The sequence below is a fragment of the Methylomonas sp. MS20 genome (assembly GCF_050275925.1).
Lineage (GTDB): Bacteria > Pseudomonadota > Gammaproteobacteria > Methylococcales > Methylomonadaceae > Methylomonas > Methylomonas koyamae_A.
On sequence record NZ_CP189962.1, the window covers coordinates 3,210,083 to 3,235,337 of the forward strand.

Genomic DNA, 25,255 nt, shown 5'->3' on the forward strand with positions numbered 1-25,255 from the left:
ATATCCCATCAATGAAACCGTCCGCCACTGCGACCAAGTTTTGTTAAGCAGAAAATACGCCAACTATTTTTTGAAAATAATTTCAATACTTTAATATCCAAACCACATCGCCTTACCTGACACTGTAAAAACCGCCGACACTTTACGGCAACACTTGTGGTATCGTCGGCGCCCACTATCGACCAACGACCTTTCCCGCCACCGTACAGCCGCATGAGCCAATCCGCCAGTCTTCCGCTATTGTGGACCGAGGCCTTCGCGCTTGAACTTCAGACCTTTTTCGCCAATCGCTTGAAATGTCCGGAGGCGGCGGCCGATCTGACGCACGAAACCTATTTGCGCCTGCACCAGAGCATGACTCGGGCACCGGCGGACAATGCCAGGGCGCTGGCATTTAGAATAGCCGTGAATCTGGCAATCGACTACCAGCGCCGGTTGAATGTTCGAAATCAGCATCTCGCCGACTCCGACAGCGATACCTATGCCGATACCGTAGCCGACCCGGCTGGTAACGAGCCTTCGAAGATCTTGATTTCGAGAGAACGTTACGCCGCGCTGCAAGCCGCGCTGGCGGAGCTACCCGCCGATTGCCGCACCGCCTTTCTGTTAAACCGGGTCGAGGACTTGAGTTACCTGGAAATTGCTCAGCGGATGGGCATTTCGCGCAGCAAGGTCGGCCGCCTGCTGGAACAAGCCCTAGCCCACTGCACGCGGAAACTGGAACCATGACCACCGTACCGCAAGCCGCGCCTGGCCCCGATTCCGACGGTTTAACCGCCGCCAAGCAACAAGCCGTCCATTGGCTGATCCGCTTGAATGCCGGCGATTTGAGCGAGCAGGAAACACAGGCTTTCGCCGATTGGTTATCTCAGGATTACCGACACTCGGAAGCGCTCGCCGCCGTCGAACAAGTCTTTCAAGATATGACGACGGTAGCCACGCTGGAAACTCGCGCCGCACCGGCACTATCGATCCCGCGTGACGCCCCCGGCGCCGAGCTCGTCGCGTTTGGCCGGCACCGGCTCGGCGGCTGGTCAAACACCATATTTGCGGTAAAACGTTTGGCGATCGCGGCGGCCCTACTGCTGGCGGTATCGGCTGTCTCACCGCTAGGCAGCCGTTGGCTGGACAGCTGTCGTAGCGACTATCGCACCGCCACCGGCGAACAGCGCGAGATCGAACTGGTCGACGGCAGTCGACTGCTGATGAACACAGACACCGCTGTTTCGGTCGACGCCGACGCCACGGTCAGACGACTCAAACTGTATCGCGGTCAAGCCCGTTTCTGGGTTGCCGCCGATCGAAACCGGCCCTTCGAAGTGCAAGCCGGCGATCTTACCGTCCGCGCCTTAGGCACGATCTTCGAGGTCTACGTCAGCCAAAGCGGCGAGACGCGCATCCTCGTGCAGGAACACGCGGTGGCGGTGAGCGCTGGTGCCAGCGACCGCCGCGAAGTGGGCGAAGGCCAACAACTCGACTATCGGCCCGGCCAAGCGCTGGCAGCCGCGGAACCGGCCGATCTCGATCAAGCCACGGCCTGGCAGCAGGGGCAACTAACCATCAACGACCGGCCTTTAGCCGAGCTGATTGCGGATTTGGAACGCTACCGCTCCGGGCGCATTCTGCTCGCCGGTGCCGACTTAGCAAAATTGCGCGTGACTGGCGTATTTCCGTTACGCGAGCCGGATCGGATTTTATCCGCCGTTCGCACCATTCTTCATTTACGGCAAACCGACTTAGGACCTTGGCTGACGATCCTGCACCACTGATGCTACCACCCGGGTTGCAATGGCGATTCCCCAGGCCAGCCGCCATCGCCAAGCGTCGCTGAATACCGGCGTAACCGCTGATCGATGCATTCACATCCGCTCGCGCCAACTTTTTTGAGACGATTTTTTTAGTCGTGCGTTTTGTATAGGGAGATTCATACCACTACTGGAGAGAACGTGACAGCAAATCACTCGAAACGCCGCCGAAACCACAACGTCATGCTGAATTGCGCCACGGCGTTGTTGGCCGCTTTTGTCGGAGGCTCGTATAGCATCGACTCCGCACGCGCCGAAGCACTACCGCGCACTTACCACATTCCCGCTCAATCGTTAAACAACGCGCTGATGAAATTCGCCAGCGAATCCAGTCTGACAATCCTGTTTACCGCCGACCAAGTCCGCGGCCTGAGCAGCGAAGCGATCGAAGGCCAAATGACGCCGCAACAGGCTTTGGAACGTCTATTGCGCGGCAGCGGCTACCGCTTCCGCTTCATCGACCAAAACACGGTGACGTTGGATAAAACCGCCGAGACACCCACCACGCCTGCCCCCGACACGTTGCCGCCGGTTTCTGTTATCGGGAAAGCGGTCTACGACGCGACGGCCCCATTCAACCCAGACTACAAGTTGCCGAATGCGTCGACGGCCACCAAAACCGATACGCCAATCATGGAAACGCCGTTTTCGGTACAAGTGGTGTCCAAGCAAGTATTGCAGGACCGCCAAGCCGTGCGTCTGGAGAAAGCCCTGGAATACGTCAGCGGGGTGGTGCAAGGCGGATTCAACCAGCAGACTTCGGACGGTTTCATGGTTCGCGGCTTTCAAACCACCAATTATTATCGGGATGGCACGTTGATGCCGATCAGCTTTGCTCTGGCCTCCACCAAACGCGAAACCGCCAATCTAGAAAGCGTCGAGGTTCTTAAAGGCCCCGGCTCGCTACTTTACGGTAGAGCGGAGCCGGGCGGCGTGATTAATATCGTCACCAAACAACCGCTAACCACCCCTTATTATTCGATGCAACAACAAGTTGGCTCGTATGCGTTTTATCGGACAACGGTCGATGCCACCGGACCGCTATCCAGCGACGATAGCTTGCTTTATCGAGCAAATTTATCGTACGAGAACTCCGGATCGAATCGGGACTTTGTCAATACCGATAAAGTCTTTTTCGCACCGGTCTTAAAATGGAATATCAGCCCAAGAACCCAAGCATCGTTCGAACTCGAATACCAACACTTCAACACGATTCAAGATATTGGCATTCCGCCTATCGGCAATCGGCCCGCGCAAGTCGCCAGGAATCGGAATCTAGCCGAACCCTTCAACAGCCAATGGAACGGCGACAGTCTATTGCTGGGCGTCAATTGGTCGCACGAATTTAACGACCGCTGGAAAATCGTCAATAAATTCCTGACGCAGCGCGTCGACATCGACAACGCCTACACTAGCTTCGCGACCTTCGAGCCGGTATTGTCGGACGGCAACTTCAATCTCAAAACCATTAGTTTTCCGAAGCAGCGCAACGAAAACTATTTCACCACCGTGAATCTGCTCGGCAAAATCGAACATGCCCAGCTAACGCACGACGTATTGTTCGGTTTCGACTATATGAACGTCCGGTACATGGCCAACATCAATAATTCCTCGGCATTGTGGCCCAACAATCTGTTTAACCCGGTGTATCAAACGTCGACGCCGGCATTCGATCCGGCGGCGCAGTTTACCTATTCGCAAACTCAATCCTGGTATGGCCTATATTTTCAGGACCAGATTACGTTGCCGGGCGGCTGGCACTTGATGGGCGGCTTGCGTTACGACAACGCCAACTTGCGCGACAACGTCTCGGGTTTGGATTCGCCGGGCGAAGACCGCGTCAATCCTCGCGGTGGGGTTTTATGGCAACCCATGCCCTGGCTGTCTTTGTACGGCAGCTACACCGAGAATTTCGGGGTATCCAATAGCTCGTTCAATGCCGACGGCCATAATTTGCCGCCGCAAACCGGACAACAGTGGGAGACCGGCGTAAAAACCGAATTGCTCGACGGCAAATTGCGCTCCACCCTGTCCTACTTCGACCTGAAACAGCAAAACTTGCCGACGTCCATTCCCGGAAGCTTTTACTACCGCGCGTTAGGAGGCGCGGAAACCCGCGGCATCGAATTCGACAGTACCGGTGAAATCCTGCCCGGTTGGAACCTGATCGCGTCTTATACCTATATGCCGTTCGCGAAAATCACCAAGGACGTTGACAGCGACGGCAATATCGGCAATCAGGGCCACCGTTTGTTCGCTGCCCCGGAACACGTTGGCAGCGTTTGGAACACCTACGAGTTTCAACAGGGCCAATTGCAAGGATTCAAATTAGGCGCGGGCCTGGTGGCCGTGGATCAAAGACAAGGCAACCCGGAGAATACCTATCAAGTACCCGGCTACGTTACTCTGAATCTGATGACCGGCTACCAAACCAGAATTGGCGGATCAAAAGTCACCGCGCAATTGAACGCCGACAATATACTGAATAAAACGTACTTCGTCGGCACCAACAGCGCCAATCAAATCCAATTCGGTGCGCCACTCAGCCTAATGGGCTCGGTCCGCGTCGACTTTTAAAGACTCTGGACGTCGTTCGGACTCGCGTTGGCGTTTAATCGGGGAGCCTAGTTGGTCCCTAACGGCAACCGGAAACTTCAACGAACGCTGCCGCCTAGTCGTCCGGCGGCGTTCGGCGTTTTTCCGAGACTTGGACGGATATTTTAGACATGCGGCGCCGGACGCTGCTTACAACCACGGGGTCGATACGGATCGATTTTACAATCGGCGACAACATCCGGACTTAGAGCTAGCTGGCGGTGGTGCGGTAAAACATCGATGGGCGAAACGGCCCCCGCCGGAACTAGGCTCGAACGAAAAGATTTTCTGCTCGAAGCACTATCGCAACCCTAAAACACCCCCGAATATAGGCCCGCATCCGCTTTTGGCGAGGATTTTCGTAGGGGCTCCCAGCCTCTTCCGAAAACGAGCGGCATACCCGAAAAGCGGGGCAGGCTCTCCCTGCCGCTCCCCTGCGGGCTGCTCACTCGATACATCCATGTATCTCGCCTCCGGGTGCTACGCATGCAAATCGGCCATCCTGCCGATTTGTCTCACCAAAAGCTGCGATGCTCGGGGCGGGATAACGGGAATAGTCCACTCCAACGATTATTGTGTATCGCAAAGCTTTTTTGGTAGGCTGGGTTGGGATGCTAGTGTAAACCCAGTTTTAGCCTATATTGCTGGGTATCGCTTTGCTCTATCCAGCCTACTAACTGCCACAAACGTTTTGGAGTGTTTGATGTATCGAATAGTGTTGCTGTCATTTTTTTTGCTTCCCGGTTGTCAAACGAATGTCAGACCAGGCTCCGCTTGCCAATCCATAATTGAAATTGCCGATGCCGGAAAAATCCAATCTGCGGTGTTACAGGATGACCTTTCCTCGCGTGAATCATTTCCGGCAATACTGAAAACAGCAATTTATACCGTTAAAGAAGATCTTAATGGCGACGGCTTCGAAGAGATATTTGGTTCGTTTCAAGTCGATGCGTCTATCAAAGGGTTAGTTGCTGGAATCAACTCGGATTATGAATTGGCGCTGATAAATCCGGGCCGTGAGCAAGGGGATGAAATAAAGGTTAGTGTAGCGCAAGACTTCATCAATCCGATTACGACTGATTCATATGAGAAGAGAGTGATTAAAGTTGATGGCGTACCTTACATCGTTGTATTGAATGCAGGTTACCGAGGACGCCACGCTTTTGTCACTGACGAGAATTCTCCTAGGGCTATTTGGCGGGTAACGCGTGATTTCCAACTGGCTGTGGAATGTGAAATTGCGCAATTTAAAGATGAGAACGGAAAAGAACATCATCGTGTTCTGAAAGATGACGAACGCATTCTTCGGGAAGCCAAAGAAATGCGAACACCTGATAGTAATCCGTGGTATTTGATTAGTCGATTGCCCGGACTCACTGCTTTTGAAGCGGTGCTTGCCGCTGGTTGGGATATAAATTCATCTGGGAATGGCAGAACAACTCCGTTATGGGTGGCTATTTATGAAAAGCGATTAGATTTGGTCAAAGCGCTCTTGTTAGCGGGTGCTTTGCCAAATGTCTATCCGGAAGAGCCGGAAAAGGGGTTTGAATACCGATCGGTGACTCCTATTGAATATGCAATCACTTCTTCTGAAGATTCCTACGACTTGGCGAAGGTCCTCATCGAAACCGTGGGTAGTAAAAACGTAAAGGCTCAAAATGGTGACAGTGCATTATCTGAAGCAATTCTTTATGAAAGACCTGACATTATCGAGCTTTTATTTAATAACGGCGCAGAAGTCGACGACCAGTCTGTACATCATTGGTTGGAAACTGCCGAAAATGATTCGGCGGAGAAGGTGCTGCAGCTTTTGCTGGCGCATGGATTGGACTTAAACAAGAGTTACAGTTTTAAATTCCCTGTTTCCGGTATCAAACGGATTAATGAAAATACGTTGTCTGTAGGCCCTAACATTACATTTGCCGAAAAGCAATTGACCCCGCTTGAGTTTGCGAGATATATGGGTAATAAGCCAGCCGAGAAATTACTTATTCAGTCTGGAGCCAGATAATAAGTCATCCCTGGATGATCGGGGATACATCTTGTGTTCACCTGATTTACCTTTGAATTTCAGAACAGTTTTCTCCTCATTCCCACGCGCCGCGTGGGGATGCAGACTAACCGCGCCGCGGTCAGGTTAAAACCAATCCCGATAAATCGGCAATAAGCCCTCCATGCCGACATAGCTGCGCGCACTGAAATAGCGCCAATGTTCCGGCAAATCGACATAACCGCGTTTGACCGGGTTGAGATGAATGTAATCCAGTTTTTGCCGTAAGACTTCGGGATTATCGATCAACTGCGGATGGCTGCCTTCTTCCCACAATTGATAGTCCCGGTCGGTTTTATGTGCTTTGCGAAACCATTTGAGTTGGGCCAATAGCCGCTCGGCTTTGATTTCGTGTAAATAGTCGATCAATTGGCGGGCGGTGTAGGATTTGAAGTGGGCGATTTGATTGGCTAGATCGTCGGCTTGTATTAGCAGATGCATGTGATTTTCCAGTATCACGAAACCATAAATTCGCCAGCCGTTCTGTAGTTGGCGATAATGCAAGGCATCCAATACGATTTGCACGATGGCCGGCCGAGTGAATATGGGTATCCAGTTGAGCACGGTGCAGGTTATGAAGTGCGGATATTGAGGCTGGAGAATACGGTAGCGGCTGCGGCCCATCAGTGTCACCTGGTCGGATTCCTTATACCTATCTTACCGCCGGCGCGGTTAATCTGCGTTCCCACGCGGCGCGTGGGAACGAGAAAGGGCGAATACCCTATTGGTGGGTGCGTTATTTTAACTCGCGGGATACGTTAATCCTGAATACGCTGGAAGTCAGCGAGGTGCCGAACGTAGTTTGTGCGTCGGCGGAAGACATTGCCGACAGCCATCAGCGTTTGCAGGAAATTTTGCAGGTGTACTTGTGAGCGAAGGTTTCTTCGCCAGCGCTTATGGCGGCGATGCCTCGGGCTTGCCGGCCGAAGGCGATGCCGTTTTGGCAAGTACCGCCCGTCACCGCCTTTGCCGACTTGCCAGACTATTGGAGTTGCCCGCAATGCGGCGCGCCGAAAGCAGGATTTTTGCTTTTGGACGAACCTGTACCTGCCGAAGAGACGGCCGATCGCTCCGCGAGACCTTGGACTTCGATGATACGCTCTCGATTCGCGCGCTCGAACGACTTTGGTTACACTCCGCGGCATCCATTTCCAACCCTGGACTCACCGCCGCGCGTTTAATGTATACAGACCTGCACTGCCACTCCGCCCGGCCGGAAGTCCAACGTAGCCTAGTCAATATCGACTTGGCGGAGCTCAACACCAACGACATCGACGCCGTCGTCGCGGCGGCCGGGCGATCCCGCATCAGCGCCGGACTGCATCCCTGGCACTTGGTGGAGCACGGGCTGGCGGCGGCCTTCGACGCTTTGGAGCGGTTGTCGCCCCGTCTGGCCGCGGTCGGCGAATGCGGCTTGGATCGATGCGCCGCTACGCCTTACGAACTACAGCGGCGGACTTTTATCCGTCAGATCGAATGCGCCGAGCGCTGGGAAAAACCGTTGATCGTGCATTGCGTGCGCGCTTACGGCGATTTGCTGGTGCTGCGGCAAACGTTAAAACCCAAGCAAGTTTGGATCGTGCATGGCTTTACCGGCAAGCCGGGCTTGGCCGAGCAACTCGTCTGCGCCGGCTGCTATTTGAGTTTCGGCAAGGCCTTGCTGAACCCGCGCGCCTCGGCCAGAGACAGTTGGCGCGCCGCGCCGCTGGATCGGGTGTTCCTGGAAACCGACGCGGCCGACATCTCGATTGCGACAATCCATGCCGAAGCCGCTACAATTCGCGGCCTGGATTTAACCGCGCTGCAACGCCAACTCGTTGCCAATTTCGATAGAGTGTTTCGATGACCGACTTAAGCTGGCTGTCCCGTACCGAATTGCTGATCGGCAAGCCCAAACTCGACAAGCTGCAACAATCTCACGTGTTGGTGGTCGGCATGGGCGGGGTCGGCTCCTATGCGGCGGAATTCATCTGCCGGGCCGGCGTCGGCAAAATGACCATCGTCGACGGCGACGTCGTCGAAGCCAGCAACCGCAATCGGCAACTGCCGGCACTGGCGACCACCCACGGCCAGCCCAAGGCCGACGTGATGGGCGCCCGGCTGCTGGCGATCAATCCCGACCTCGATCTGACCATTAAATACGAATTCATCACGCCGGATACCGCCGCCACGCTGCTGGACGAATGCCACTACGACTACATCGTCGACGCGATCGACAGTTTGACGCCGAAAATTCATCTGATCCGAGCGGCCAAGGCGCGCAAGCTGAAAATCGTCTGTTCGATGGGCGCCGGCGGCAAACTCGATCCTACCCACTTGAAAGTCGTCGACATATCCAAGACTTACAACTGCCCGTTCGCCCAGTTCATTCGAATACGCTTGCGCAAGCACGGCATTCATCGCGGCGTAAAAGTGGTATTTTCGCCGGAAGTGGTGAACAAGGATTCATTGATGTTCACCGACGGCAGCAATTACAAGAAATCGGCCTACGGCACGATTTCCTATCTGCCGGCGGCTTTCGGCGGGGTTTGCGCGTCGGTGGTGATCCGCAATTTGATCCACGACCCGGCCCATCACTGACGCGAACCAACCGGAGCCACCATGTCAAAATCCACACCCAGTAACGGCCCGCGCCAGATCAATCTGGTAAACAGCAAACGGCTGCAAGCCTTGCGCTCGGGATCGACAGCCGCGGAATCCGGTCCATCGAACCGGAATGGCTCAACTCCGCCGCTTGCTGGCCCGGATGCCGCTAGCGCGCGCTTGCAACTGGAAGTCCGCCGCTGCCTGACCGAGATCCTGCGACAACTGCCGCCCGGCAAGCAGCGCAGCCTGTTCAAAATCCGTTACGGTGTCTATCCCGAGCAGCTGGAAAGTCTAGCACCCAACGAAGCGGCACGGATTTTGGGCTTGCCCGTCGGCCAACGACGTTAACCCCACATCCCGGTTAGTCCGCTACGTCGTCATCCGGTTGTTCGCGGCGCGCGAACTCGGCACGGCGGGCACGGCCCTCCGGACTATCATCGCGCCGGGACTGAAACTCGTCCATTAACGTCGATCCGCACACGCAATTTCTGAACACCGCGACGACCGCCTGATCGTCGTCGTCCAACATTTCCCGCAATCCGGTGTTACCGGCCGGTAAATCGACGGTTTGCGCCAGAAAGTCCTCGGCGCTGTTATAGACGCGCCCGCAAGTGCGGCAACTGCGCGGAAACGAGGCTTGGGCGGCGCGTAGCCCTTCGAATCGGTGATCGGTCATCGCGAAAACTCCAAAAGCGCGGCCGGCTGGCCGAATCGAAAACCGGTGTGAAGCCAAACCGGCAACTGGCTTATAATGCTCGGCTAGGCGAGATAAGGACAGCAATTTGTCGAATCCGCGCAGTATAAACCCAAGCAACGGCAACCGATCACCCGGCCCGGCCTTTCCGGAACGCACCCGATTCATGTACACGATAGAACCCAACCAGGATTATCGCGACCAAAGCCTGCGCCAACACGGCGAGCTGTCGGCCTCGCAATTGCAAGCCGATGCCGCCCGGCATTACGACGACTGCTACCGCGACTACCTATTCGCTTGGTGCAATCGCGACAACCTGGCCTTGCATTACGGCTATTGGAACAGCGACGCGCGTTACGACCAACATCAGGCCTTGTTAAACAAGAATCGGGTTTTATATGACGCCGGCGGCCTGAACGCCAACCACCGGGTGTTGGATGCCGGCTGCGGCATCGGCGGCAGCAGCATCTGGATGGCGAAAAACCACGGCAATCGGGTAACCGGTATCACGATCAGCGCCAAGCAGGCCGAGTACGCCCGCCAACACGCCAAACGCCACGGCATGGCCGAGTTGGTGGACTTCCGGGTAGCGGATTTCTGCGCGACGCCGTTCGCGGACGCCAGTTTCGACGCGGTATGGGCGCTGGAGAGCTCGTGTCATGCGCTGAATAAAGGCGATTTTTTGCGGGAAGCCTGGCGGGTCTTAAAGCCCGGCGGCCGCTTGATCGTTTGCGACGGCTTTTTATTGCAGCGCGAATTCGACGAAGCCCAGTGGCAAGCCGTCGTGACTTGCTTGAACGGCTGGGCCGTACCCAACCTATGCTCCCGCGATGAAATTACCGAATTGGCCGGCCGCGAGGGCTTTCAAAACGTGGTTTGTCACGACATCACCGCGCAGACAGAACCGTCGGTAGAGCACATGTACAAAGTCGCCAAACGCCTGCAACCGGTTCAGAAAGTCAGTCAATGGTTGGGCCTGCGCAGCAAGGCGCAAACCGCGAACTATTTAGTCGGACTGGCGCAGTATCGACTGTTTCACGACAAACTCACCGAGTACTGTATTATTACCGCCCAAAAAGCCTGATCGAGAAATCAATGCCGTTTTCGCGCCCGTTATTTCTGTTCAACCTGCTGCCGGTTTGCCTATTGGCCGGCTGCGCGACCGTTCCCGCCGGCAGTCTTCACGACAATTTCGCCGATTACGCCGAGTCGGTGTTTCGCCATCAAAACGCGTTGATCAGCCGCTTAATGATGCTGAACGACAACGACGAGCTGAGCGACACCGACCTGCTGGATAAAGCCGAAGAGCGCATGCACGACGCCTGCCACTGGTTGAACGAATACGCGGAACGGGAGAGCGACGGCGACAGTATGAGCTGGCGCTTCAAAGCCAAGGTTCAGGACAGCATAGAACCTTGCGACCGCCGCATTCAAGAACTGGAAACCCTGCTGGGTCAATACGACAAACCTTAAGTCACGACTTCCACCGAACCGGGCAGTACCAACATCGCCAGTCAATTCCGGATTACGCGGCGGCACCCACCGCTCGACACGACACCCGTGAGCGGGTCGACGGCCTTACCCAAGAATCCATGACACCCAACGTAGGTTTCGAACGCCGCCCAGCGGTACTACCCTGACCGGCTTTGGAAAGAATTAATCCAACCAGGCTTCGCTGCCGCCCACGAATAAGCGATACGCCGGATTGGCGGTTTCCTCCCGATAAGCCAAACCCAACACGTCCAGACAATGTTGAAACGGTCCGCACTGGTTGTCGGCCAATTGCAGACCGATCAAAACCTTGCCGAACGCCGCGCCGTGATTGCGGTAGTGGAACAGACTGATATTCCACTGGCTGCCCAGGGCCATCAAAAACTTTAACAAGGCACCGGGACGTTCCGGAAATTGCAAGCTATAAACCCGCTCGCGCAGCTCGCGGGGCGCGTGTCCGCCAACCATGTAGCGAATATGGTCCTTGGCCAGTTCGTTGCCGGTCATATCGGTGACCGGAAATCCGTCGTCGCGCAATTGCGCGATCAGTTGCTGGCGATCGGTTTCCGCGCCGCTGCTGCTGATCCCGACGAAGACCTGGGCCAGACGGCTGTCGAAATAGCGGTAATTGAATTCGGTGATCGAGCGCTTGCCGAGCATTTTGCAAAACTTCAGAAAGCTGCCCGGTACTTCCGGTATCGTCACCGCCAATAAAATTTCCCGGTGCTCGCCGACCTGGGTGCGCTCGGCGACATAGCGCAAACGGTCGAAATTGATATTGGCGCCACTGTCGATCGCGATCAGGGTTTGCTGCGTCAAACCGTTCTGTTCGGCGTATTTTTTCAAACCGGCTACCGCCAGCGCGCCGGCCGGTTCGGCGACCGAACGGGTATCGTCGAAGATGTCCTTGATCGCCGAACAAATTTCGTCGGTGCTGACGGTCATCACTTGATCGACCGATTGCTTGGCGATTCGAAACGGCTCGGCGCCGATTTGCCTAACCGCCACGCCATCGGCAAACAATCCGACCTGATCCAAGACCACCCGCTCGCCGGCGATCAAGGCCTGATTCAGGCAGTCGGCGTCGTCGGGCTCGACCGCGATCACCTTGATATCCGGCCGCACGAATTTGACGTAGGCGGCGATCCCGGCCACCAATCCGCCGCCGCCGACCGGCACGAATATCGCGTGAATGTCGGCATTGTGTTGGCGCAGAATTTCCATCGCCACGGTGCCTTGGCCGGCGATCACGTCCGGATCATCGTAGGGATGAATGAAGATCATGCCCTTCTCGGCCACCAATTCCATCGCATGCGCATAGGCTTCGTCGTAGGAATCGCCGTGCAACACAATCTTGGCGCCGCGCGCCTTCACCGATTTGATTTTGATTTCCGGGGTGGTCCTGGGCATCACGATCAAAGCCTTGATGCCCAGTTTTTTGGCGGCCAGCGCCACACCTTGCGCATGGTTGCCGGCCGAGGCGGCAATCACGCCATGTTGAATCTGCTCGGCGGTCAGCGACGCGATTTTGTTATAGGCTCCGCGCAGCTTGAACGAGAACACCGGCTGCAAGTCTTCCCGCTTTAAATAAACCTTGTTATTGATCCGTTCCGACAAAGTCGGCGCAAAGTCCAACGGTGTCTCCTCGGCCACGTCGTAGACTTTTGCCCGCAATATTTTTTCGATGTAATTGTGCATTGAATTCCTCGGCATGAACCGGTCGGCATGCCCCGTTTCCGACCGGTTGGTCGGCGTAAAAACAGCTGAGAGATCGGCGTTAATCGGTTATTATCCCATACAATGACGGGTCGAACGCCGAGTCAGATTTATAAGAGCATACTCATCAGGATTTCCTACCATGACGCAAGACGAATTAAAAAAACAAGTCGCCCAAGCCGCTTTGCAATACTTGAAAAACGTGCCCATCATCGGCATGGGCACCGGTTCGACGGTAACTCATCTGATTAACCTATTGGCCGACTGCGACTTCAAAAACGACATCGAAGGTGCAGTGTCCAGTTCCGGCAAAACCACGGAGCATTTACGCTCAATCGGCATTCCAGTCCTTGAACTGAACCAAACCGGCGACCTGGAAGTGTATGTGGACGGCGCCGACGAAGTGACTCCGCATAAAAAAATGTTGAAAGGCGGCGGAGGCGCGCTGACCCGCGAAAAAATCATTGCCGGCGCCAGCAAGAAATTCGTGTGCATCGTCGACGAAACCAAATGCGTGGACATCCTGGGTAAATTCCCGCTGCCGGTCGAAGTGCTACCGCTATCGCGCAGCTTCGTCGCCCGTCAATTGGTGAAAATGGGCGGTCAACCCGAGCTGCGGATGAACAAAGAGACCGGGGCCAGTTACATCACCGACAACGGCTGCGAGATTCTCGACGTCTACAATCTGAATATCGTCGACCCCGTCGAAATGGAAAAAGCCATCAATAATATTCCGGGCGTCATCACCAACGGCCTGTTCGCGTTGCGCGACGCCGACGTGGTACTGGTTGGCAAAGGCAGCGAAGTCATCAGCTACTAAGCTCCGCCCACCGCGCTCTACCGGCGGACCCAATGTCAACGGTGTCCGCCATTGCTTACCGTTACCCTATCGCCACAAACCGTCATTCAGGAAACACCCCATGTCCGACATCGAAATCGCCCAACAGGCGAAAATGCGCCCGATCATTGAGCTCGCCGGCGAGAAATTCGGCATACCCGCCGAACATTTGGACCCCTACGGCCATTTCAAGGCCAAGCTGTCGCTGGAATACCTGAATTCCCTGCATGATAAGAAAGACGGCAAACTGATCCTGGTCACCGCCATCAGCCCCACCCCGGCTGGCGAGGGCAAAACCACCACCACGGTGGGTTTGGGCGATGCCTTGAATCGAATCGGCAAGAAAACCATCATCTGCTTGCGCGAACCCTCGCTGGGCCCCTGTTTCGGCGTCAAGGGCGGCGCGGCCGGCGGCGGCTATGCGCAAGTAGTGCCGATGGAAGACATCAATCTGCATTTCACCGGCGATTTTCACGCGATCGGCGTCGCCCATAATCTGCTGTCGGCCTTGATCGACAATCACATCAACCACGGCAACCCACTCGACATCGACCCGCGCCGCATCCAATGGAAGCGCGTCGTCGACATGAACGACAGAGCCTTACGCAAGATCGTGGTCGGCATGGGCGGCGCGGCCAACGGCTATTTGCGCGAGGATGGCTTCGACATCGTCGTGGCGTCGGAAGTGATGGCGATTTTGTGCCTGGCCACCAGCCGCGCCGATTTGAAGGAGCGCCTGGGCCGCATCGTCATCGGCTATAAATCCGACAAGGTCACGCCGGTTTACGCCCGCGACCTGAACGCCCACGGCGCGATGGCGGCGGTACTGAAAGACGCGATCAAACCGAATCTGGTGCAAACCCTGGAGAACAATCTGGCCATCATCCACGGCGGCCCCTTCGCCAACATCGCCCACGGCTGCAACACCGTCACCGCCACCAAAACCGCGTTGAAACTGGCCGATTATGCCGTCACCGAGGCCGGTTTCGGAGCGGATCTTGGCGCTGAGAAATTCATCGACATCAAATGCCGCATGGCCAGCTTGACGCCGTCGGCGGTGGTTTTAGTCGCGACGGTACGGGCGCTGAAATTTCACGGCGGCGTGACCAAGGACGAGTTGAATCAGGAAAATCTGGCCGCGCTGGAAAAAGGTTTCGCCAATCTGGAACGCCATCTCAGCAACATCCAAAATCATTACGGCTTGCCGTGCGTGGTCAGCATCAACCATTTTACCTTTGACACCGATGCCGAAATCCAATTGCTGAAAAGCAAGTGCGAGGCCTTGGGCGCGAAATGCGTGATCGCCAAACATTGGGCGCATGGCGGCGCCGGCGCGGAAGAGCTGGCAAACGCCGTGTTGGATATTGTCGACCACCGCGAACCGGAATTCAGCTTCGTTTACGACAGCGAGTTGCCGCTGTGGAACAAGATCGAAGCCATTGCCACCAAGCTCTACGGCGCCGCCAACGTCTCGACCAGTCCAAAAGTGATGAGCGAAATCAAGGCCCTGCAAGCCAGTTACGGCCATTTTCCGATCTGCATGGCCAAAACCCAAATGTCGTTTTCGACCAACCCCAACAGCAAGGGGGCACCGTCGGGACACACGGTCGAAATCAGCGAAGTGCGGCTGGCCAACGGCGCCGGTTTCATCGTCGCCATCGCCGGCGACATGATGACCATGCCCGGCTTGCCGAAAGTGCCGGCCGCGGAGCGCATCGACATCAGCGACGACGGTGTCATCAGCGGTTTATTTTAACGCTGAGCGTCAGCGAAAGGGCTTGGGCTGGCGGCTTCGGTTCCAAGCTCCGAGTCATTTGCCACCATCGCCGCTTGTTTGGCGTTCTGCTATGCTTAATCGACCATTTTGATAGCGACGACACGTCAGCGGTAGGTTTGCGCTAACGGTGTTTTCGTTATCGATGCGTTGAAGGCGCCAAACGGAGGCACTGGCATGGCAACATTCATTTGGCAGGACCGATATTCGATAGGCGACGCGACAGTGGACGACCAGCATCGGCAAGTGTTCGAGCTGGCCGAACAGGTCCTGGGCGCTAGCGACCGCGACGAACTGATTCATTTGTTCATTCGTTTTTTCCGGCACATCCGCGAACACTTCCATTGCGAGGAAGCGCTGATGAAGAGCCTCGATTACCCCGGCTACCAAGCCCATGTCGCCGCGCACGATCAAATGCTGGACGAACTCATCCACCTCAGCAGCGAAGTGCGCGGCGACCGTTGGAATCGATCGGAAATCACCCGCTTTGTCAACGACTGGATATTGGTGCATATCGTTGAAGTCGACCGCTTGCTGGGCGACTTCCTAGCCGACATGGCGGCGTCAACCACGCCGAGCCAAGCCGATCTCAGACTCCATTCGCACTGATCCAGCCCTATGCCTCACGCGGCCGGAAACACTAGTGTCGATGCTCGGTTAAGCCGAGTCAGTCCCGGTCTGCAACCAACTCGCGCAGCTGCGACAACTCTTCCAAAGACAAGACTCGCCCGATCGCCAACAAAATGATGAAGGCGTCGTCTACTCGCGCCATCGCCTGAATGAAATCGGTGCGGATATCGGTACCGAAATCCGGCGCCGGTTGGATATTGGCCGGCGGTATCTCCAAAATCTCCCGTACTTCATCGACCAGCATTCCGATTAATTGACTGGTTTCAGCCACTTGCACGGCCACCAACACAATACAGCTCAGCTTGCTGATTTGGGTGGGCTTATGGCGTAATCGGGCCGCCAGATCGATAACCGGCACCACGTTACCGCGCAGATTGATCACGCCGTGTATGTAATCCGGCGTCAACGGCACCCGAGTCACGTTGACGATTTCGATGATTTCCTTGATATCCAAAATGCTGACGCCAAAGGTCTCGTCACCCACCAGAAAGGTCAAATATTGGCCGACCTGCTCCGGCACGGCCAACGAATTTCCCAACTCGCTCCGCATTAAATTCGTCATGGCCGGCTCCGCCTAAAAGCGTTCGAAGTCTTGATCGTTAAAATCCGGACTGTTGTCCGCCGAAGCAGGCGCCACGACTGGTTTGATGCTATAGGGCTTGGCAACGTTACGCGCCGGCCCGCGCATCGAAGAAGCGCCGCGACCGTTCGACGCGGCCCCGCGCCGGCCTTCGTTCACCTTGAAAAATGCCACGGCCTGCTGGAGTTGCACGGCCTGACCGTTCAGCTCTTCGGCGGTCGCCGCCAATTCCTCGGCGCTGGCGGCATTCTGCTGAGTGGCTTTATCCAATTGCCGCATGGCGTCGTTGATTTGATTGATGCCGCTGGATTGCTCCACCGACGCGGCGCTGATTTCTTGAACCAGGTCGGAGGTTTTTGCAATATTAGGCACCAAGGCGTTGATCAAGGCCCCGGCTTTTTCGGCGATCGCGACGCTACTGCTGGCGAGTTCGTTGATCTCCCCGGCCGTGACCCGGCTGCTCTCGGCCAATTTCCGCACTTCCGCCGCCACTACCGCAAAGCCCTTGCCGTGCTCGCCGGCCGAGGCGGCTTCTATCGCGGCATTCAGCGACAACAGATTGGTTTTATAGGCAATGTCTTCGATCAGGCCGATCTTTTTCGCGATATTCTTCATCGCCGCGACAGTCTCGTTGACCGCCGCTCCGCCCTCGCGAGCGTCGTTCGCGGAACGTACCGCCATTTGCTCGGTAACGTGGGCATTTTCGGTATTTTGTTGAACCGAGGCGTTGAGCTCCTCAATCGACGACGTGGTTTCCTCAACGCTGGCCGCCTGTTCGGTGGCCGCCTGACTCAACGACTGGGCGGTGATACTGACCTGTTCCGACGCATTGTTGAGATTGTCCGAATTGAACCTAACCTGCTGAACCACCCGCCCCAACTGGTCGCGCATGTCTCGCAAGGCCTGAGCCAATTGGCCGATTTCGTCCTTGCCTTCGACTTCCAGATCGGCGCTGAGATCGCCATCCGCCAAAGCCTTTGCAAAACCGACGCCGGTCACGATGGGTCGGGTGATTAAATTGGCTAAAAAGATGGCGATCAACACCCCCAGGATCAACGATACCGCGATCGTCACCAAGATGATTTTATTGGCTTCCGAAACCAAGCTGTCGGCATCCTGCCGCGCGATGTCCAGTTGCGCGAAGCCCGATTCCTCGGCGGTCTGGGCTTGCTGGATCACGTCGTCGCCGGCGTCGAGCATTTCCTTGCGCATCAGCTTCATTTGCTCGTCGTTGTCTATCCAGGTTTGCGCGGCCTGATGGTAATCGTGCGCCGCCGTTCTGGCATCGGCGATAATCCGCTTGCCTTCTTCCGTCCCGGCGATCTTTTCCAGATCGTCATAAATGCCGATCAACTCGGGCAACCAAACCTGCATTTTTTTCCAGGCCGCGCGATCCTTCAGATTCAACTCCTCTTTTTCGGCGCGCATGATCTCCAAGGCCTTGATGTAGGCTTGGGTCGCGCCAACATAGCGCTGCACGAATTGATCGAGTTCCGCCGCGTTGGCACCTTTGTCCTTGGCCTCTTGATAGCGGGCGACTTGGCGTTTCAAATAAGCATCGGCGGCTTTCGCAACCGCATTGCCTTTTTCCACCATGGTTTCGGCGGCTTCCTTATTGGCGGTGTACCCGGCCAACACAGCCTGAAACTTCTCGCCAAATTTAGCGGCGCCGCTTCTGGCTATTTTCGATTGGCTCAGCAGTTCATTATTGCCGTACTGTTTGGCCACCTGATCGATTTTGTCCAGGTAAACCGACAGCTTCTTTAAACTTTCGAGTAACTGTTGGGCGTCTTCCTTCTTTTGGGAGAGCCGGTACGAACGTTGCGCCACTAAGGCTTCCAATGCCATGCGTTCCACGCCGGTGGCGTATTCGACGGCTTTTCCGTTGTTGTCGGTGATGCCGAACAGCGCCCCGGACACTTCGCCGATGTAAACGCGCGCCAGCAAGCCGAATCCCACGGTAATCGCCACCAACAGCATGGCACCCGTCAATATTTTAGTTTTTATTCTGAGATCGTTGATGTTCATCGATAGACCCTGTTTGGCAAAAGAAAAAGTGATTTACTGTCACGCGCTGGATGCGGTTAATCGGGATGGGCGGCGCGTCATGGCGGCCTGGACCAGGCCGGGAACATCCAAAATCAAGGCCACGGTACCGTCGCCGAGTACCGTGGCGCCAGTAATACCGGTCAACTTTTCGAACACCTTGCCCAGCGGCTTGATGACGGTTTGATGCTCGCCATGCAATTCGTCGACGACGAAACCGGCCTTGCCGCGACCGGATTTCACCACCACCATGCTTTCCCGGCGTCCCTCGCCGGTTTCGGTTCTGGGTTGCTGGAAATATTCGCTCAGGCGCAGGTAAGGCAACACCTGACCGCGCAGATTGATATAGTGCTCGACCTCGTCGATGTTGCATTCCTTATCACCCATCTCCAGACATTCGTCGACCAGATTGAGCGGAATGATGTAACGCTCGCGGTCGCAGCCGACCATGAATCCGTCGATGATCGCCAGCGTCAGCGGCAGCTCGATACTGATCGTCGTGCCTTGGCCTTCGACGCTGTCGATCGCGACGCTACCGCGTAGCGCTTCGATGTTTTTCTTGACCACATCCATGCCGACGCCGCGCCCGGACAGGCTGGTCGCTTGTTCCTTGGTGCTGAGACCGGCCGCGAAAATCAGACCGTAAATTTCCTGGCGACTCAAACTATGATCGGCCTTGATCAAACCGGCGGCAATCGCCTTGGCGACTATTTTGTCGGCATTCAAGCCGGCGCCGTCGTCGGCAACCTGAATGACAATGTGGCCGGACTGATGGAAGGCGTTCAGATGCACGCTACCCTGGGCCGGCTTGCCGGCCGCCAAGCGCTGCTCCGGGGGTTCGATGCCGTGATCGAGCGCGTTTCTGACCAAATGCGTCAGCGGGTCGTTGATCTTTTCGACCATGGCTTTATCCAATTCGGTTTCGCCGCCGCTGATATAAAGCTCGATATCCTTGCGCAACTCCTTGCCAACATCCCGGACCACGCGCCGAAACCGCGAAAAGGTCTCGCCGATCTGCACCATCCTGAGCTCCAACGCGGTATCGCGTATCGATCCGACCAACGCGTTCATGCCGGCCGCGACATCTCCGGCATCGCCGAGACCATGGCGCTCGACGATTAAATTCATCGCCGCGCTGGAGATCACCAATTCGCCGACTAGATCGATCAGATGGCCCAGTTTGCCGGCATCGACGCGGATGTAATTGGCTTCGGCGGCCAACTTTTGCTTGGTCTGTTCCTGTTTCCGCAAGGCGTGCTCGACGATGGGTTGCTGTACCACCTGTCTTTCCACCAGGATTTCACCAATCGGCTTGCCGGCTCCGGCGCATCGGGCGGCATCCTGTTCTCGCAACGCGGAGTCGATTTCGCCGCGCGTCAGGGCGCCGATTTCGACCAACATATCGCCGAGCTTTTGCCACTGAGCCGGCTCCAAATTGTCCAATAACCCCAAGTAGTCGCTGAGCTTGGCGTTCGGCGGCAAAATTTTGATGTCGCAGTCGTCCACGATAAATTCGAAAACCGATTCGATGGTTTGTTTGTTCGCCTCGCTTTGCAAAGCGATCTTGAAATGCAGATAACAGCTTTCGGGGTCCATCGAATCGCCGGCCGGCATCGCCGGCGCCAGCGTCAATATCTGGCGAATCTCGCCCAGCGTGGTCAAATAGCGAATGAACGACAAGGGGTCCATGCCGTTGCGAAACGCATTCTCGCCGAATGCCAACGAAATGAGCCAGTGGTCGTCCGCTGAAATCGGTCCGCCGGCTTCACTGGTCAATACCGAAGGTTCCGGCGCCGGGCTAACCGCACCTTCGCACCGTCCACCCAAACGGCCGATCAGCGAGCGCCCGCGTGCCACCAAATCCTCCGGCAACGCCGTTTCCGGCGCCGCCAGACAATGCTCAACCAGCTGGGCAACATGATCCTTGCTGTCCAACAACACGGAAATCAATTCGGCGTCGATCGGCCGCTCGCCCTGGCGGACGCCGTCAAGCACCGTTTCCGCTTCGTGCGTGAAGGCAACGATCGGATCGAATCCGAACAGCCCCGACGAACCCTTGATGGTATGCATGGCTCGAAACAAGCGGTTCACGATTTCGGCATCGCCAGGCGCCGACTCCAGCGCCAGCAACGCGTCTTCCATGTCGTTCAGCAACTCGCCGGCTTCCTGGGCAAAAATGTTTAATGCGGCATCGAAATCGCTCATGATTCATTCCCACTTGCGGTTAACACCATCGGATCGCCGAAATGCTCGCCCAGGTTCAACAATTCGAAGACATCGACGACGGCCTGACTATGGCCGATCAGCCGCATTGCGACATCCCGGCGCGCGCACTCTTGTTTCATGTACATCAACAACTGCACGCCGGCGCCGTCGAACTCGCGAACGGCGGATAGATCGATCTGCAATTCGCTGGCGACATCCAGATAGGCCGCCAATTGCCCGCGCGCATCGCGGACTTGATAGATCGTCAACTCAGCCTGCGCGGCGAGCTCCACTCGGCCGCCATCCACCGTTATTTCCCGGATGCTCACGAAACGCCCCTCACTACCGACCGGAACCGGCCACAAAGTTATCGTAATCGCCGAAGCCGCCGACGATTTTGTCTTGGATCAGAAAAACGTGATATCGCCGTCGTCCGCCGGCCCGGCACTCTCGACAGCCCCGCCTGAAGTATGATTGATCAGCTCTTCCGGCATCGTATAGCTTAGCTCCATCCTGGAAAGAATTTGCGCGACATCAAGGCTGCCGGCATGCCAGTCGCTACTGTCGTGACGGGTTTCGACCGCATTTTGCAGGCCTTCGAGATTGTGCTCGACATGGCTGAGCATTTGGCTGACCCGATCTTGAAATTGGAAAGCGATGAGTACCGAGAAAATCTCGTCGCGAATTTGGGCGCTATGACCTCGCAACAGATTGCCTTCGCTCTTGGAAGCATCCAGCGCGCGCTGCAAGTCGTCCAGCGCGGAACGTATCGACTGTTCCGCGTCGCGGATGGTTCTGTCGTCATTGCTGCCGGAAGCTTCCGACAATTTCAACGTCGACTCCATCGCCCGATTGATATCGCCGATGGCCTGACTGATTTTTTCGCCGGTTGACGACGAAAATCCGGCCAGCTTGCGGACTTCGTCGGCAACCACGGCGAATCCGCGCCCATTTTCGCCGGCGCGGGCAGCCTCGATCGCCGCGTTCAGCGCCAACAAATTAATTTGCTCGGCCACTTTGCGGACCTCCTTGGCCATCGAGTCCAACTGGCGGGTGTGCGACGACAATTTTCGAACTTCGTCGACGACGGTATGCTCGACTTCCTGAATTTGGCCCAAGGCCGCCAGCACAGCCGATAGCGCGCCGCGGCTCTCGTTGAATAGCGAATCCACGCTACGTCCGCCTGAGTTTTGGCCGGTGCCGGCAATCAACTGTTCCAGGTTGCCCGCCATCGCCGCGAAGCGATCGGTCAACACGGTGATTTCCCGTTCGGTGTGGGTGCGGGAGGTCTGAACTTGCCTCAGTACTATCGGCACGACTTGCAGGAACAAGCGCTCCAATTCGCCGACGTAAATCTTTAAATCGTTGACTTTATCGTCTTCGTCGCCTTGCCAGAATTGCGCGCAACGCTGAACCCGCTCGCGCAAGCGCACCGCCAAATATTGGCCGACCACAAACCCGCCGAGAACCAGACCGGCGGCCAGCGCCCACGAAAGTGGACTAAAATTCCCGAGTAGGACGACGGCCGAGCTGCTGAGCACGCTCAAACCGATCGGCAATAGACGGAAACTGGTGGCATCGGAAAGTTCGGCTGTCGATAGACCGGCTGGGGTTGGCATAGTGGTTCCGGAATTGAATAAAATGACTACGATTGATCTTAGTGGGTTTTATGGCATCATTCAACTTAACGGCGGCCCGTTATTCGGTTTGTGGAGGACCCAGTTATCAGCATTTCGCCCATCACGCCGGAAGAGTTCGAGCGGTTTCGCCGCTTGCTGCAAGAACACGCCGGCATCGCGCTACTCCCGGAAAAACGCGTCATGGTCGCCAGCCGCTTGGCTAAACGTCTGAACTTTTACGGCCTCGACAACTACGGCGCCTATTTCCGCCTAGCGACCGATCCCGAACACCCGGACGAGTTCCAGCTACTGGTCAACGCGTTGACCACCAACGAAACCTATTTTTTCCGGGAACCCAGCCATTTCGAGTTCCTGCGCGACAAGATGCTCCCCGCCTGGCCGACTCAGCCGCTCAGAATCTGGAGCGCGGCTTGCTCCAGCGGCGAGGAGGCGTATTCGCTGGCGATGGTGCTGACCGACAAAGGCCGCAATCGAGCCTGGGAAGTCCTGGGTTCCGACCTCAGTACCAGAGTACTGGAGGTCGCCAGAGCCGGCATATATCCACTGGACAGAATCGAACAATTGGAGCGCCGTCTGATGGAAAAATATTGCCTGAAGGGCGTCCGCAGCCAAGCCGGCCATTTCCGGGTCAACGCCGAGCTGCGCGAGCGCGTCAAATTCGAGCAAATCAACCTGACCCAGCCCTTGCCCGGCCATCTCGGTAAATTCGACGCGATCTTTCTGCGCAACGTGTTGATCTATTTCGATCCGGATACCAAAAAACGCGTCGTCGAAAATCTGTTGCCCGCGCTGCAACCGCACGGCTACTTCGTCGTCAGCCACTCGGAAAGCCTGCACTCGGTCACGCAACGCCTGCAAACCGTCGTACCCTCGATCTACCGACTGTCATGAGAGCCACCCCTTACCGCAATACCCAACGCATAACCATCGATCCGGGAGAGCATTACGTATCCCGCAAGCCGGAAGTGATATCGACGCTGCTGGGCTCTTGCGTCGCGGTCTGCCTTTACGATTCGGTCAACGGCGTGTTCGGGATGAACCATTTTCTGCTGGCCTACAAACAACAAGCGGCAAATACGCCTATTATTCAGTCCGATTACGGCCGCTACGGCATTTATTCGATGGAACTGTTGATCAACGACATGATGAAAAAAGGCGCCGACCGCTCGCAACTGAAAGCCAAATGTTTCGGCGGCGGCAACGTTCTGAAACTTCGCGAAGACAGTTGGAATCGGCCGACGGTCGGCGACGTCAACGTTCAATTCGTTCGCGAATTTTTAAAAAACGAAAACATACCGATCGTCAGCGCCTGCCTGGGCGGCGACTACGGTCGCAACGTGCATTTCATGGGCAGCGATTTTTCGGTGTATATCAAAAAAATCGGCCACGGCCTGGAGCTGGCGGTGGTTCAGGACGAACGTCGGTTCTGGAAAAAAACCTTGGACGAAACCAAACGCACTACCGGCGACATCGATTTCTGGTAGCCACCCTCGGCAGGACGATTACTATGACGGACATCAAAATCTTCATCGTGGACGACTCGGCGGTCGTCAGACAGGTATTAACCGCGCTACTGGCCGACATTCCCGGTTTCAAGGTCATCGGTTCGGCGCCGGACCCGATCTTCGCGCAAGCCAAGATGGAAAAAGATTGGCCGGACGTGATCGTGTTGGATATCGAAATGCCGAGGATGGACGGCATCACCTTTCTGCGCAAACTGATGAGCGAACGGCCGACGCCGGTGGTAATTTGCTCGACGTTGACCGCGCGCGGCGCCGAGGTAACGATGCAAGCCATGAGCGCCGGCGCAGTGGATATCATCACCAAGCCTACCGTCAATTTGAAAGGCTTTTTGCAGGAAGCCCAAAGCCAGGTTGCCGACGCAATCCGCGGCGCCGCCCGCGCCCGCGTCAAAAAGACCGCGCCGGCCGTCCCGAAAGCCGCGTTGATCGTCAATCCCAAATTGAACGCCGATTCGGTGATCCCACCCTCGACCGCGACGACGATAGGCGAAACCACCGACCGGGTCGTGGCGATCGGCACTTCGACCGGCGGCACTCAGGCCCTGGAATACGTATTGACCCGACTGCCGCGCACCACGCCGGGCATCGTCGTCGTGCAACACATGCCCGAAGCCTTTACCGCCGCGTTCGCCAAGCGCCTGGATAGTTTGTGTCAAATCAACGTCAAGGAGGCCGAGCAAGACGACAGGGTCATTCCCGGCTTGGCGCTGATCGCGCCGGGCGGCAAGCATATGTTGCTGAGGCGTAGCGGCGCCCAATATCGGGTGGAAATCAAGGACGGCCCGTTGGTCAGTCGGCATCGGCCGTCGGTCGACGTGCTGTTCCGCTCGGCGGCCCAGGCGGCCGGCCGAAACGCATTGGGCATCATCATGACCGGCATGGGCGACGACGGCGCCCACGGGATGAAGGAATTGCACGACACCGGCGCCTTGACCGTCGCACAGGACGAGGCCAGTTGCGTGGTCTACGGCATGCCCAAGGAAGCCGTGAAACTGGGGGCAACCGACGGCGAACTGCCGCTATCGGCGATACCGGAGTTAATCATCCATTCGCCGACTCGCGCCAAGTTCCTGAAAGGCTGA

At 56.4% G+C, this 25,255-nt stretch carries 25 protein-coding genes; 17 read left to right on the forward strand and 8 right to left on the reverse strand.

What is annotated here, in order from left to right; translation table 11 throughout:
* The first annotated feature begins 213 nt into the window (after positions 1 to 213).
* The 4 genes from ACQE3D_RS14335 to ACQE3D_RS14350 all read left to right on the forward strand — a co-directional run bounded on the left by ACQE3D_RS14335 (position 214) and on the right by ACQE3D_RS14350 (position 6,411).
* Positions 214 to 729, forward strand: a complete 516-nt coding sequence (locus ACQE3D_RS14335) for an RNA polymerase sigma factor (RefSeq protein WP_168029498.1) — start codon at positions 214 to 216, stop codon at positions 727 to 729.
* Positions 726 to 1,769 carry a FecR family protein gene (locus tag ACQE3D_RS14340; RefSeq protein ID WP_313729985.1) on the forward strand — a complete coding sequence of 348 codons (1,044 nt, stop codon included), beginning with the start codon at positions 726 to 728 and terminating at the stop codon, positions 1,767 to 1,769. Before ACQE3D_RS14335 ends, ACQE3D_RS14340 begins: the two co-directional genes overlap by 4 nt.
* Positions 1,770 to 1,946: 177 nt before the next feature.
* Positions 1,947 to 4,382, forward strand: coding sequence for a TonB-dependent siderophore receptor (locus ACQE3D_RS14345; protein ID WP_313729983.1), 2,436 nt, complete (start codon positions 1,947 to 1,949; stop codon positions 4,380 to 4,382).
* Positions 4,383 to 5,103: 721 nt separating this feature from the next.
* Positions 5,104 to 6,411, forward strand: a complete 1,308-nt coding sequence (locus ACQE3D_RS14350) for an ankyrin repeat domain-containing protein (RefSeq protein ID WP_313729982.1) — start codon at positions 5,104 to 5,106, stop codon at positions 6,409 to 6,411.
* Between the two features lie 126 nt (positions 6,412 to 6,537).
* Here ACQE3D_RS14350 and ACQE3D_RS14355 read toward each other — a convergent pair whose 3' ends face one another.
* The gene (locus ACQE3D_RS14355; protein ID WP_313729981.1) at positions 6,538 to 7,074 is read right to left on the reverse strand and encodes an REP-associated tyrosine transposase; all 537 of its coding nucleotides are present in this window, start codon (positions 7,072 to 7,074) and stop codon (positions 6,538 to 6,540) included.
* 2 nt (positions 7,075 to 7,076) lie between these two features.
* Here ACQE3D_RS14355 and ACQE3D_RS14360 point away from each other — a divergent pair, with 2 nt between their 5' ends.
* Genes ACQE3D_RS14360 through ACQE3D_RS14380 form a run of 5 tightly spaced genes read left to right on the forward strand, consistent with a single transcriptional unit; the run spans position 7,077 to position 9,384 of the window.
* Positions 7,077 to 7,322: a hydrogenase expression/formation C-terminal domain-containing protein gene (locus ACQE3D_RS14360; protein WP_313729980.1), complete on the forward strand. Its 246-nt coding sequence runs from the start codon at positions 7,077 to 7,079 to the stop codon at positions 7,320 to 7,322.
* Between the two features lie 60 nt (positions 7,323 to 7,382).
* Positions 7,383 to 7,631, forward strand: a complete 249-nt coding sequence (locus ACQE3D_RS14365; protein WP_427550952.1) for a rubredoxin — start codon at positions 7,383 to 7,385, stop codon at positions 7,629 to 7,631.
* Positions 7,631 to 8,296 (forward strand): TatD family hydrolase, encoded by a 666-nt coding sequence (locus ACQE3D_RS14370; RefSeq protein ID WP_313729978.1) that lies wholly within the window; start codon positions 7,631 to 7,633, stop codon positions 8,294 to 8,296. Before ACQE3D_RS14365 ends, ACQE3D_RS14370 begins: the two co-directional genes overlap by 1 nt.
* Positions 8,293 to 9,030, forward strand: a complete 738-nt coding sequence (locus ACQE3D_RS14375; RefSeq protein WP_064025644.1) for a tRNA threonylcarbamoyladenosine dehydratase — start codon at positions 8,293 to 8,295, stop codon at positions 9,028 to 9,030. Before ACQE3D_RS14370 ends, ACQE3D_RS14375 begins: the two co-directional genes overlap by 4 nt.
* A 21-nt stretch (positions 9,031 to 9,051) precedes the next feature.
* On the forward strand, positions 9,052 to 9,384 hold the full coding sequence (locus tag ACQE3D_RS14380) for a hypothetical protein (protein ID WP_313729977.1): 333 nt from the start codon (positions 9,052 to 9,054) through the stop codon (positions 9,382 to 9,384).
* 13 nt (positions 9,385 to 9,397) lie between these two features.
* On the opposite strand, the gene ACQE3D_RS14385 is transcribed toward ACQE3D_RS14380, so the two are convergent.
* Positions 9,398 to 9,712, reverse strand: a complete 315-nt coding sequence (locus tag ACQE3D_RS14385; RefSeq protein WP_313729976.1) for a hypothetical protein — start codon at positions 9,710 to 9,712, stop codon at positions 9,398 to 9,400.
* A gap of 106 nt (positions 9,713 to 9,818) precedes the next feature.
* On the opposite strand from ACQE3D_RS14385, the gene ACQE3D_RS14390 reads away from it, so the two are divergent.
* Together ACQE3D_RS14390 and ACQE3D_RS14395 are read left to right on the forward strand one after the other, a co-directional pair.
* On the forward strand, positions 9,819 to 10,814 hold the full coding sequence (locus tag ACQE3D_RS14390) for a methyltransferase domain-containing protein (protein WP_313729975.1): 996 nt from the start codon (positions 9,819 to 9,821) through the stop codon (positions 10,812 to 10,814).
* A gap of 11 nt (positions 10,815 to 10,825) precedes the next feature.
* Positions 10,826 to 11,203, forward strand: a complete 378-nt coding sequence (locus tag ACQE3D_RS14395; protein ID WP_064025655.1) for a hypothetical protein — start codon at positions 10,826 to 10,828, stop codon at positions 11,201 to 11,203.
* A gap of 183 nt (positions 11,204 to 11,386) precedes the next feature.
* Here ACQE3D_RS14395 and ilvA read toward each other — a convergent pair whose 3' ends face one another.
* Positions 11,387 to 12,919 (reverse strand): threonine ammonia-lyase, biosynthetic, encoded by a 1,533-nt coding sequence (ilvA, locus tag ACQE3D_RS14400; protein ID WP_175463702.1) that lies wholly within the window; start codon positions 12,917 to 12,919, stop codon positions 11,387 to 11,389.
* Positions 12,920 to 13,079: 160 nt separating this feature from the next.
* Between ilvA and rpiA the strand changes: the two genes are divergently transcribed.
* From rpiA to ACQE3D_RS14415, 3 genes are all read left to right on the forward strand, one after another.
* Positions 13,080 to 13,757, forward strand: a complete 678-nt coding sequence (rpiA, locus tag ACQE3D_RS14405; protein WP_064025659.1) for a ribose-5-phosphate isomerase RpiA — start codon at positions 13,080 to 13,082, stop codon at positions 13,755 to 13,757.
* A 100-nt stretch (positions 13,758 to 13,857) separates the two neighbouring features.
* A complete protein-coding gene (locus tag ACQE3D_RS14410) occupies positions 13,858 to 15,531 on the forward strand; it encodes a formate--tetrahydrofolate ligase (protein ID WP_427550956.1) in 1,674 nt (557 codons plus the stop codon).
* A 195-nt stretch (positions 15,532 to 15,726) separates the two neighbouring features.
* Entirely contained in the window at positions 15,727 to 16,158 is a 432-nt protein-coding gene (locus tag ACQE3D_RS14415; RefSeq protein WP_313729972.1) for a bacteriohemerythrin, read from the forward strand.
* Between the two features lie 58 nt (positions 16,159 to 16,216).
* Here the strand turns inward: ACQE3D_RS14415 and ACQE3D_RS14420 are convergent, their stop codons facing one another.
* From ACQE3D_RS14420 to ACQE3D_RS14440, 5 genes are all read right to left on the reverse strand, one after another.
* Complete coding sequence (locus ACQE3D_RS14420; protein ID WP_064025665.1) at positions 16,217 to 16,741, reverse strand: chemotaxis protein CheW; 525 nt, start codon at positions 16,739 to 16,741, stop codon at positions 16,217 to 16,219.
* 12 nt (positions 16,742 to 16,753) lie between these two features.
* Positions 16,754 to 18,787 (reverse strand): methyl-accepting chemotaxis protein, encoded by a 2,034-nt coding sequence (locus tag ACQE3D_RS14425; protein WP_313729971.1) that lies wholly within the window; start codon positions 18,785 to 18,787, stop codon positions 16,754 to 16,756.
* Positions 18,788 to 18,826: 39 nt separating this feature from the next.
* On the reverse strand, positions 18,827 to 21,010 hold the full coding sequence (locus ACQE3D_RS14430; protein ID WP_313729970.1) for a chemotaxis protein CheA: 2,184 nt from the start codon (positions 21,008 to 21,010) through the stop codon (positions 18,827 to 18,829).
* Positions 21,007 to 21,339 carry an STAS domain-containing protein gene (locus tag ACQE3D_RS14435; protein WP_082885370.1) on the reverse strand — a complete coding sequence of 111 codons (333 nt, stop codon included), beginning with the start codon at positions 21,337 to 21,339 and terminating at the stop codon, positions 21,007 to 21,009. The genes ACQE3D_RS14430 and ACQE3D_RS14435 overlap by 4 nt, the downstream gene beginning before the upstream one ends.
* A gap of 78 nt (positions 21,340 to 21,417) precedes the next feature.
* A complete protein-coding gene (locus ACQE3D_RS14440; protein WP_313729969.1) occupies positions 21,418 to 22,629 on the reverse strand; it encodes a methyl-accepting chemotaxis protein in 1,212 nt (403 codons plus the stop codon).
* A gap of 90 nt (positions 22,630 to 22,719) precedes the next feature.
* On the opposite strand from ACQE3D_RS14440, the gene ACQE3D_RS14445 reads away from it, so the two are divergent.
* From ACQE3D_RS14445 to ACQE3D_RS14455, 3 genes are read left to right on the forward strand one after another with little or no spacing between them, the layout of a single operon-like run.
* Positions 22,720 to 23,541, forward strand: coding sequence for a CheR family methyltransferase (locus ACQE3D_RS14445; protein WP_313729968.1), 822 nt, complete (start codon positions 22,720 to 22,722; stop codon positions 23,539 to 23,541).
* On the forward strand, positions 23,538 to 24,134 hold the full coding sequence (locus ACQE3D_RS14450; RefSeq protein WP_064025676.1) for a chemotaxis protein CheD: 597 nt from the start codon (positions 23,538 to 23,540) through the stop codon (positions 24,132 to 24,134). Before ACQE3D_RS14445 ends, ACQE3D_RS14450 begins: the two co-directional genes overlap by 4 nt.
* Before the next feature lie 23 nt (positions 24,135 to 24,157).
* Entirely contained in the window at positions 24,158 to 25,255 is a 1,098-nt protein-coding gene (locus ACQE3D_RS14455; RefSeq protein ID WP_313729967.1) for a protein-glutamate methylesterase/protein-glutamine glutaminase, read from the forward strand.

Coding starts and splice junctions, on each gene's coding strand:
- ACQE3D_RS14335 (WP_168029498.1), top strand. CDS start 214: ATGAGCCAATCCGCCAGTCTTCCGCTATTGTGGACCGAGGCCTTCGCG.
- ACQE3D_RS14340 (WP_313729985.1), top strand. CDS start 726: ATGACCACCGTACCGCAAGCCGCGCCTGGCCCCGATTCCGACGGTTTA.
- ACQE3D_RS14350 (WP_313729982.1), top strand. CDS start 5,104: ATGTATCGAATAGTGTTGCTGTCATTTTTTTTGCTTCCCGGTTGTCAA.
- ACQE3D_RS14355 (WP_313729981.1), bottom strand. CDS start 7,074: ATGGGCCGCAGCCGCTACCGTATTCTCCAGCCTCAATATCCGCACTTC.
- ACQE3D_RS14365 (WP_427550952.1), top strand. CDS start 7,383: ATGCCGTTTTGGCAAGTACCGCCCGTCACCGCCTTTGCCGACTTGCCA.
- ACQE3D_RS14370 (WP_313729978.1), top strand. CDS start 7,631: ATGTATACAGACCTGCACTGCCACTCCGCCCGGCCGGAAGTCCAACGT.
- ACQE3D_RS14375 (WP_064025644.1), top strand. CDS start 8,293: ATGACCGACTTAAGCTGGCTGTCCCGTACCGAATTGCTGATCGGCAAG.
- ACQE3D_RS14380 (WP_313729977.1), top strand. CDS start 9,052: ATGTCAAAATCCACACCCAGTAACGGCCCGCGCCAGATCAATCTGGTA.
- ACQE3D_RS14385 (WP_313729976.1), bottom strand. CDS start 9,712: ATGACCGATCACCGATTCGAAGGGCTACGCGCCGCCCAAGCCTCGTTT.
- ACQE3D_RS14395 (WP_064025655.1), top strand. CDS start 10,826: ATGCCGTTTTCGCGCCCGTTATTTCTGTTCAACCTGCTGCCGGTTTGC.
- ilvA (WP_175463702.1), bottom strand. CDS start 12,919: ATGCACAATTACATCGAAAAAATATTGCGGGCAAAAGTCTACGACGTG.
- rpiA (WP_064025659.1), top strand. CDS start 13,080: ATGACGCAAGACGAATTAAAAAAACAAGTCGCCCAAGCCGCTTTGCAA.
- ACQE3D_RS14410 (WP_427550956.1), top strand. CDS start 13,858: ATGTCCGACATCGAAATCGCCCAACAGGCGAAAATGCGCCCGATCATT.
- ACQE3D_RS14415 (WP_313729972.1), top strand. CDS start 15,727: ATGGCAACATTCATTTGGCAGGACCGATATTCGATAGGCGACGCGACA.
- ACQE3D_RS14420 (WP_064025665.1), bottom strand. CDS start 16,741: ATGACGAATTTAATGCGGAGCGAGTTGGGAAATTCGTTGGCCGTGCCG.
- ACQE3D_RS14425 (WP_313729971.1), bottom strand. CDS start 18,787: ATGAACATCAACGATCTCAGAATAAAAACTAAAATATTGACGGGTGCC.
- ACQE3D_RS14430 (WP_313729970.1), bottom strand. CDS start 21,010: ATGAGCGATTTCGATGCCGCATTAAACATTTTTGCCCAGGAAGCCGGC.
- ACQE3D_RS14440 (WP_313729969.1), bottom strand. CDS start 22,629: ATGCCAACCCCAGCCGGTCTATCGACAGCCGAACTTTCCGATGCCACC.
- ACQE3D_RS14450 (WP_064025676.1), top strand. CDS start 23,538: ATGAGAGCCACCCCTTACCGCAATACCCAACGCATAACCATCGATCCG.
- ACQE3D_RS14455 (WP_313729967.1), top strand. CDS start 24,158: ATGACGGACATCAAAATCTTCATCGTGGACGACTCGGCGGTCGTCAGA.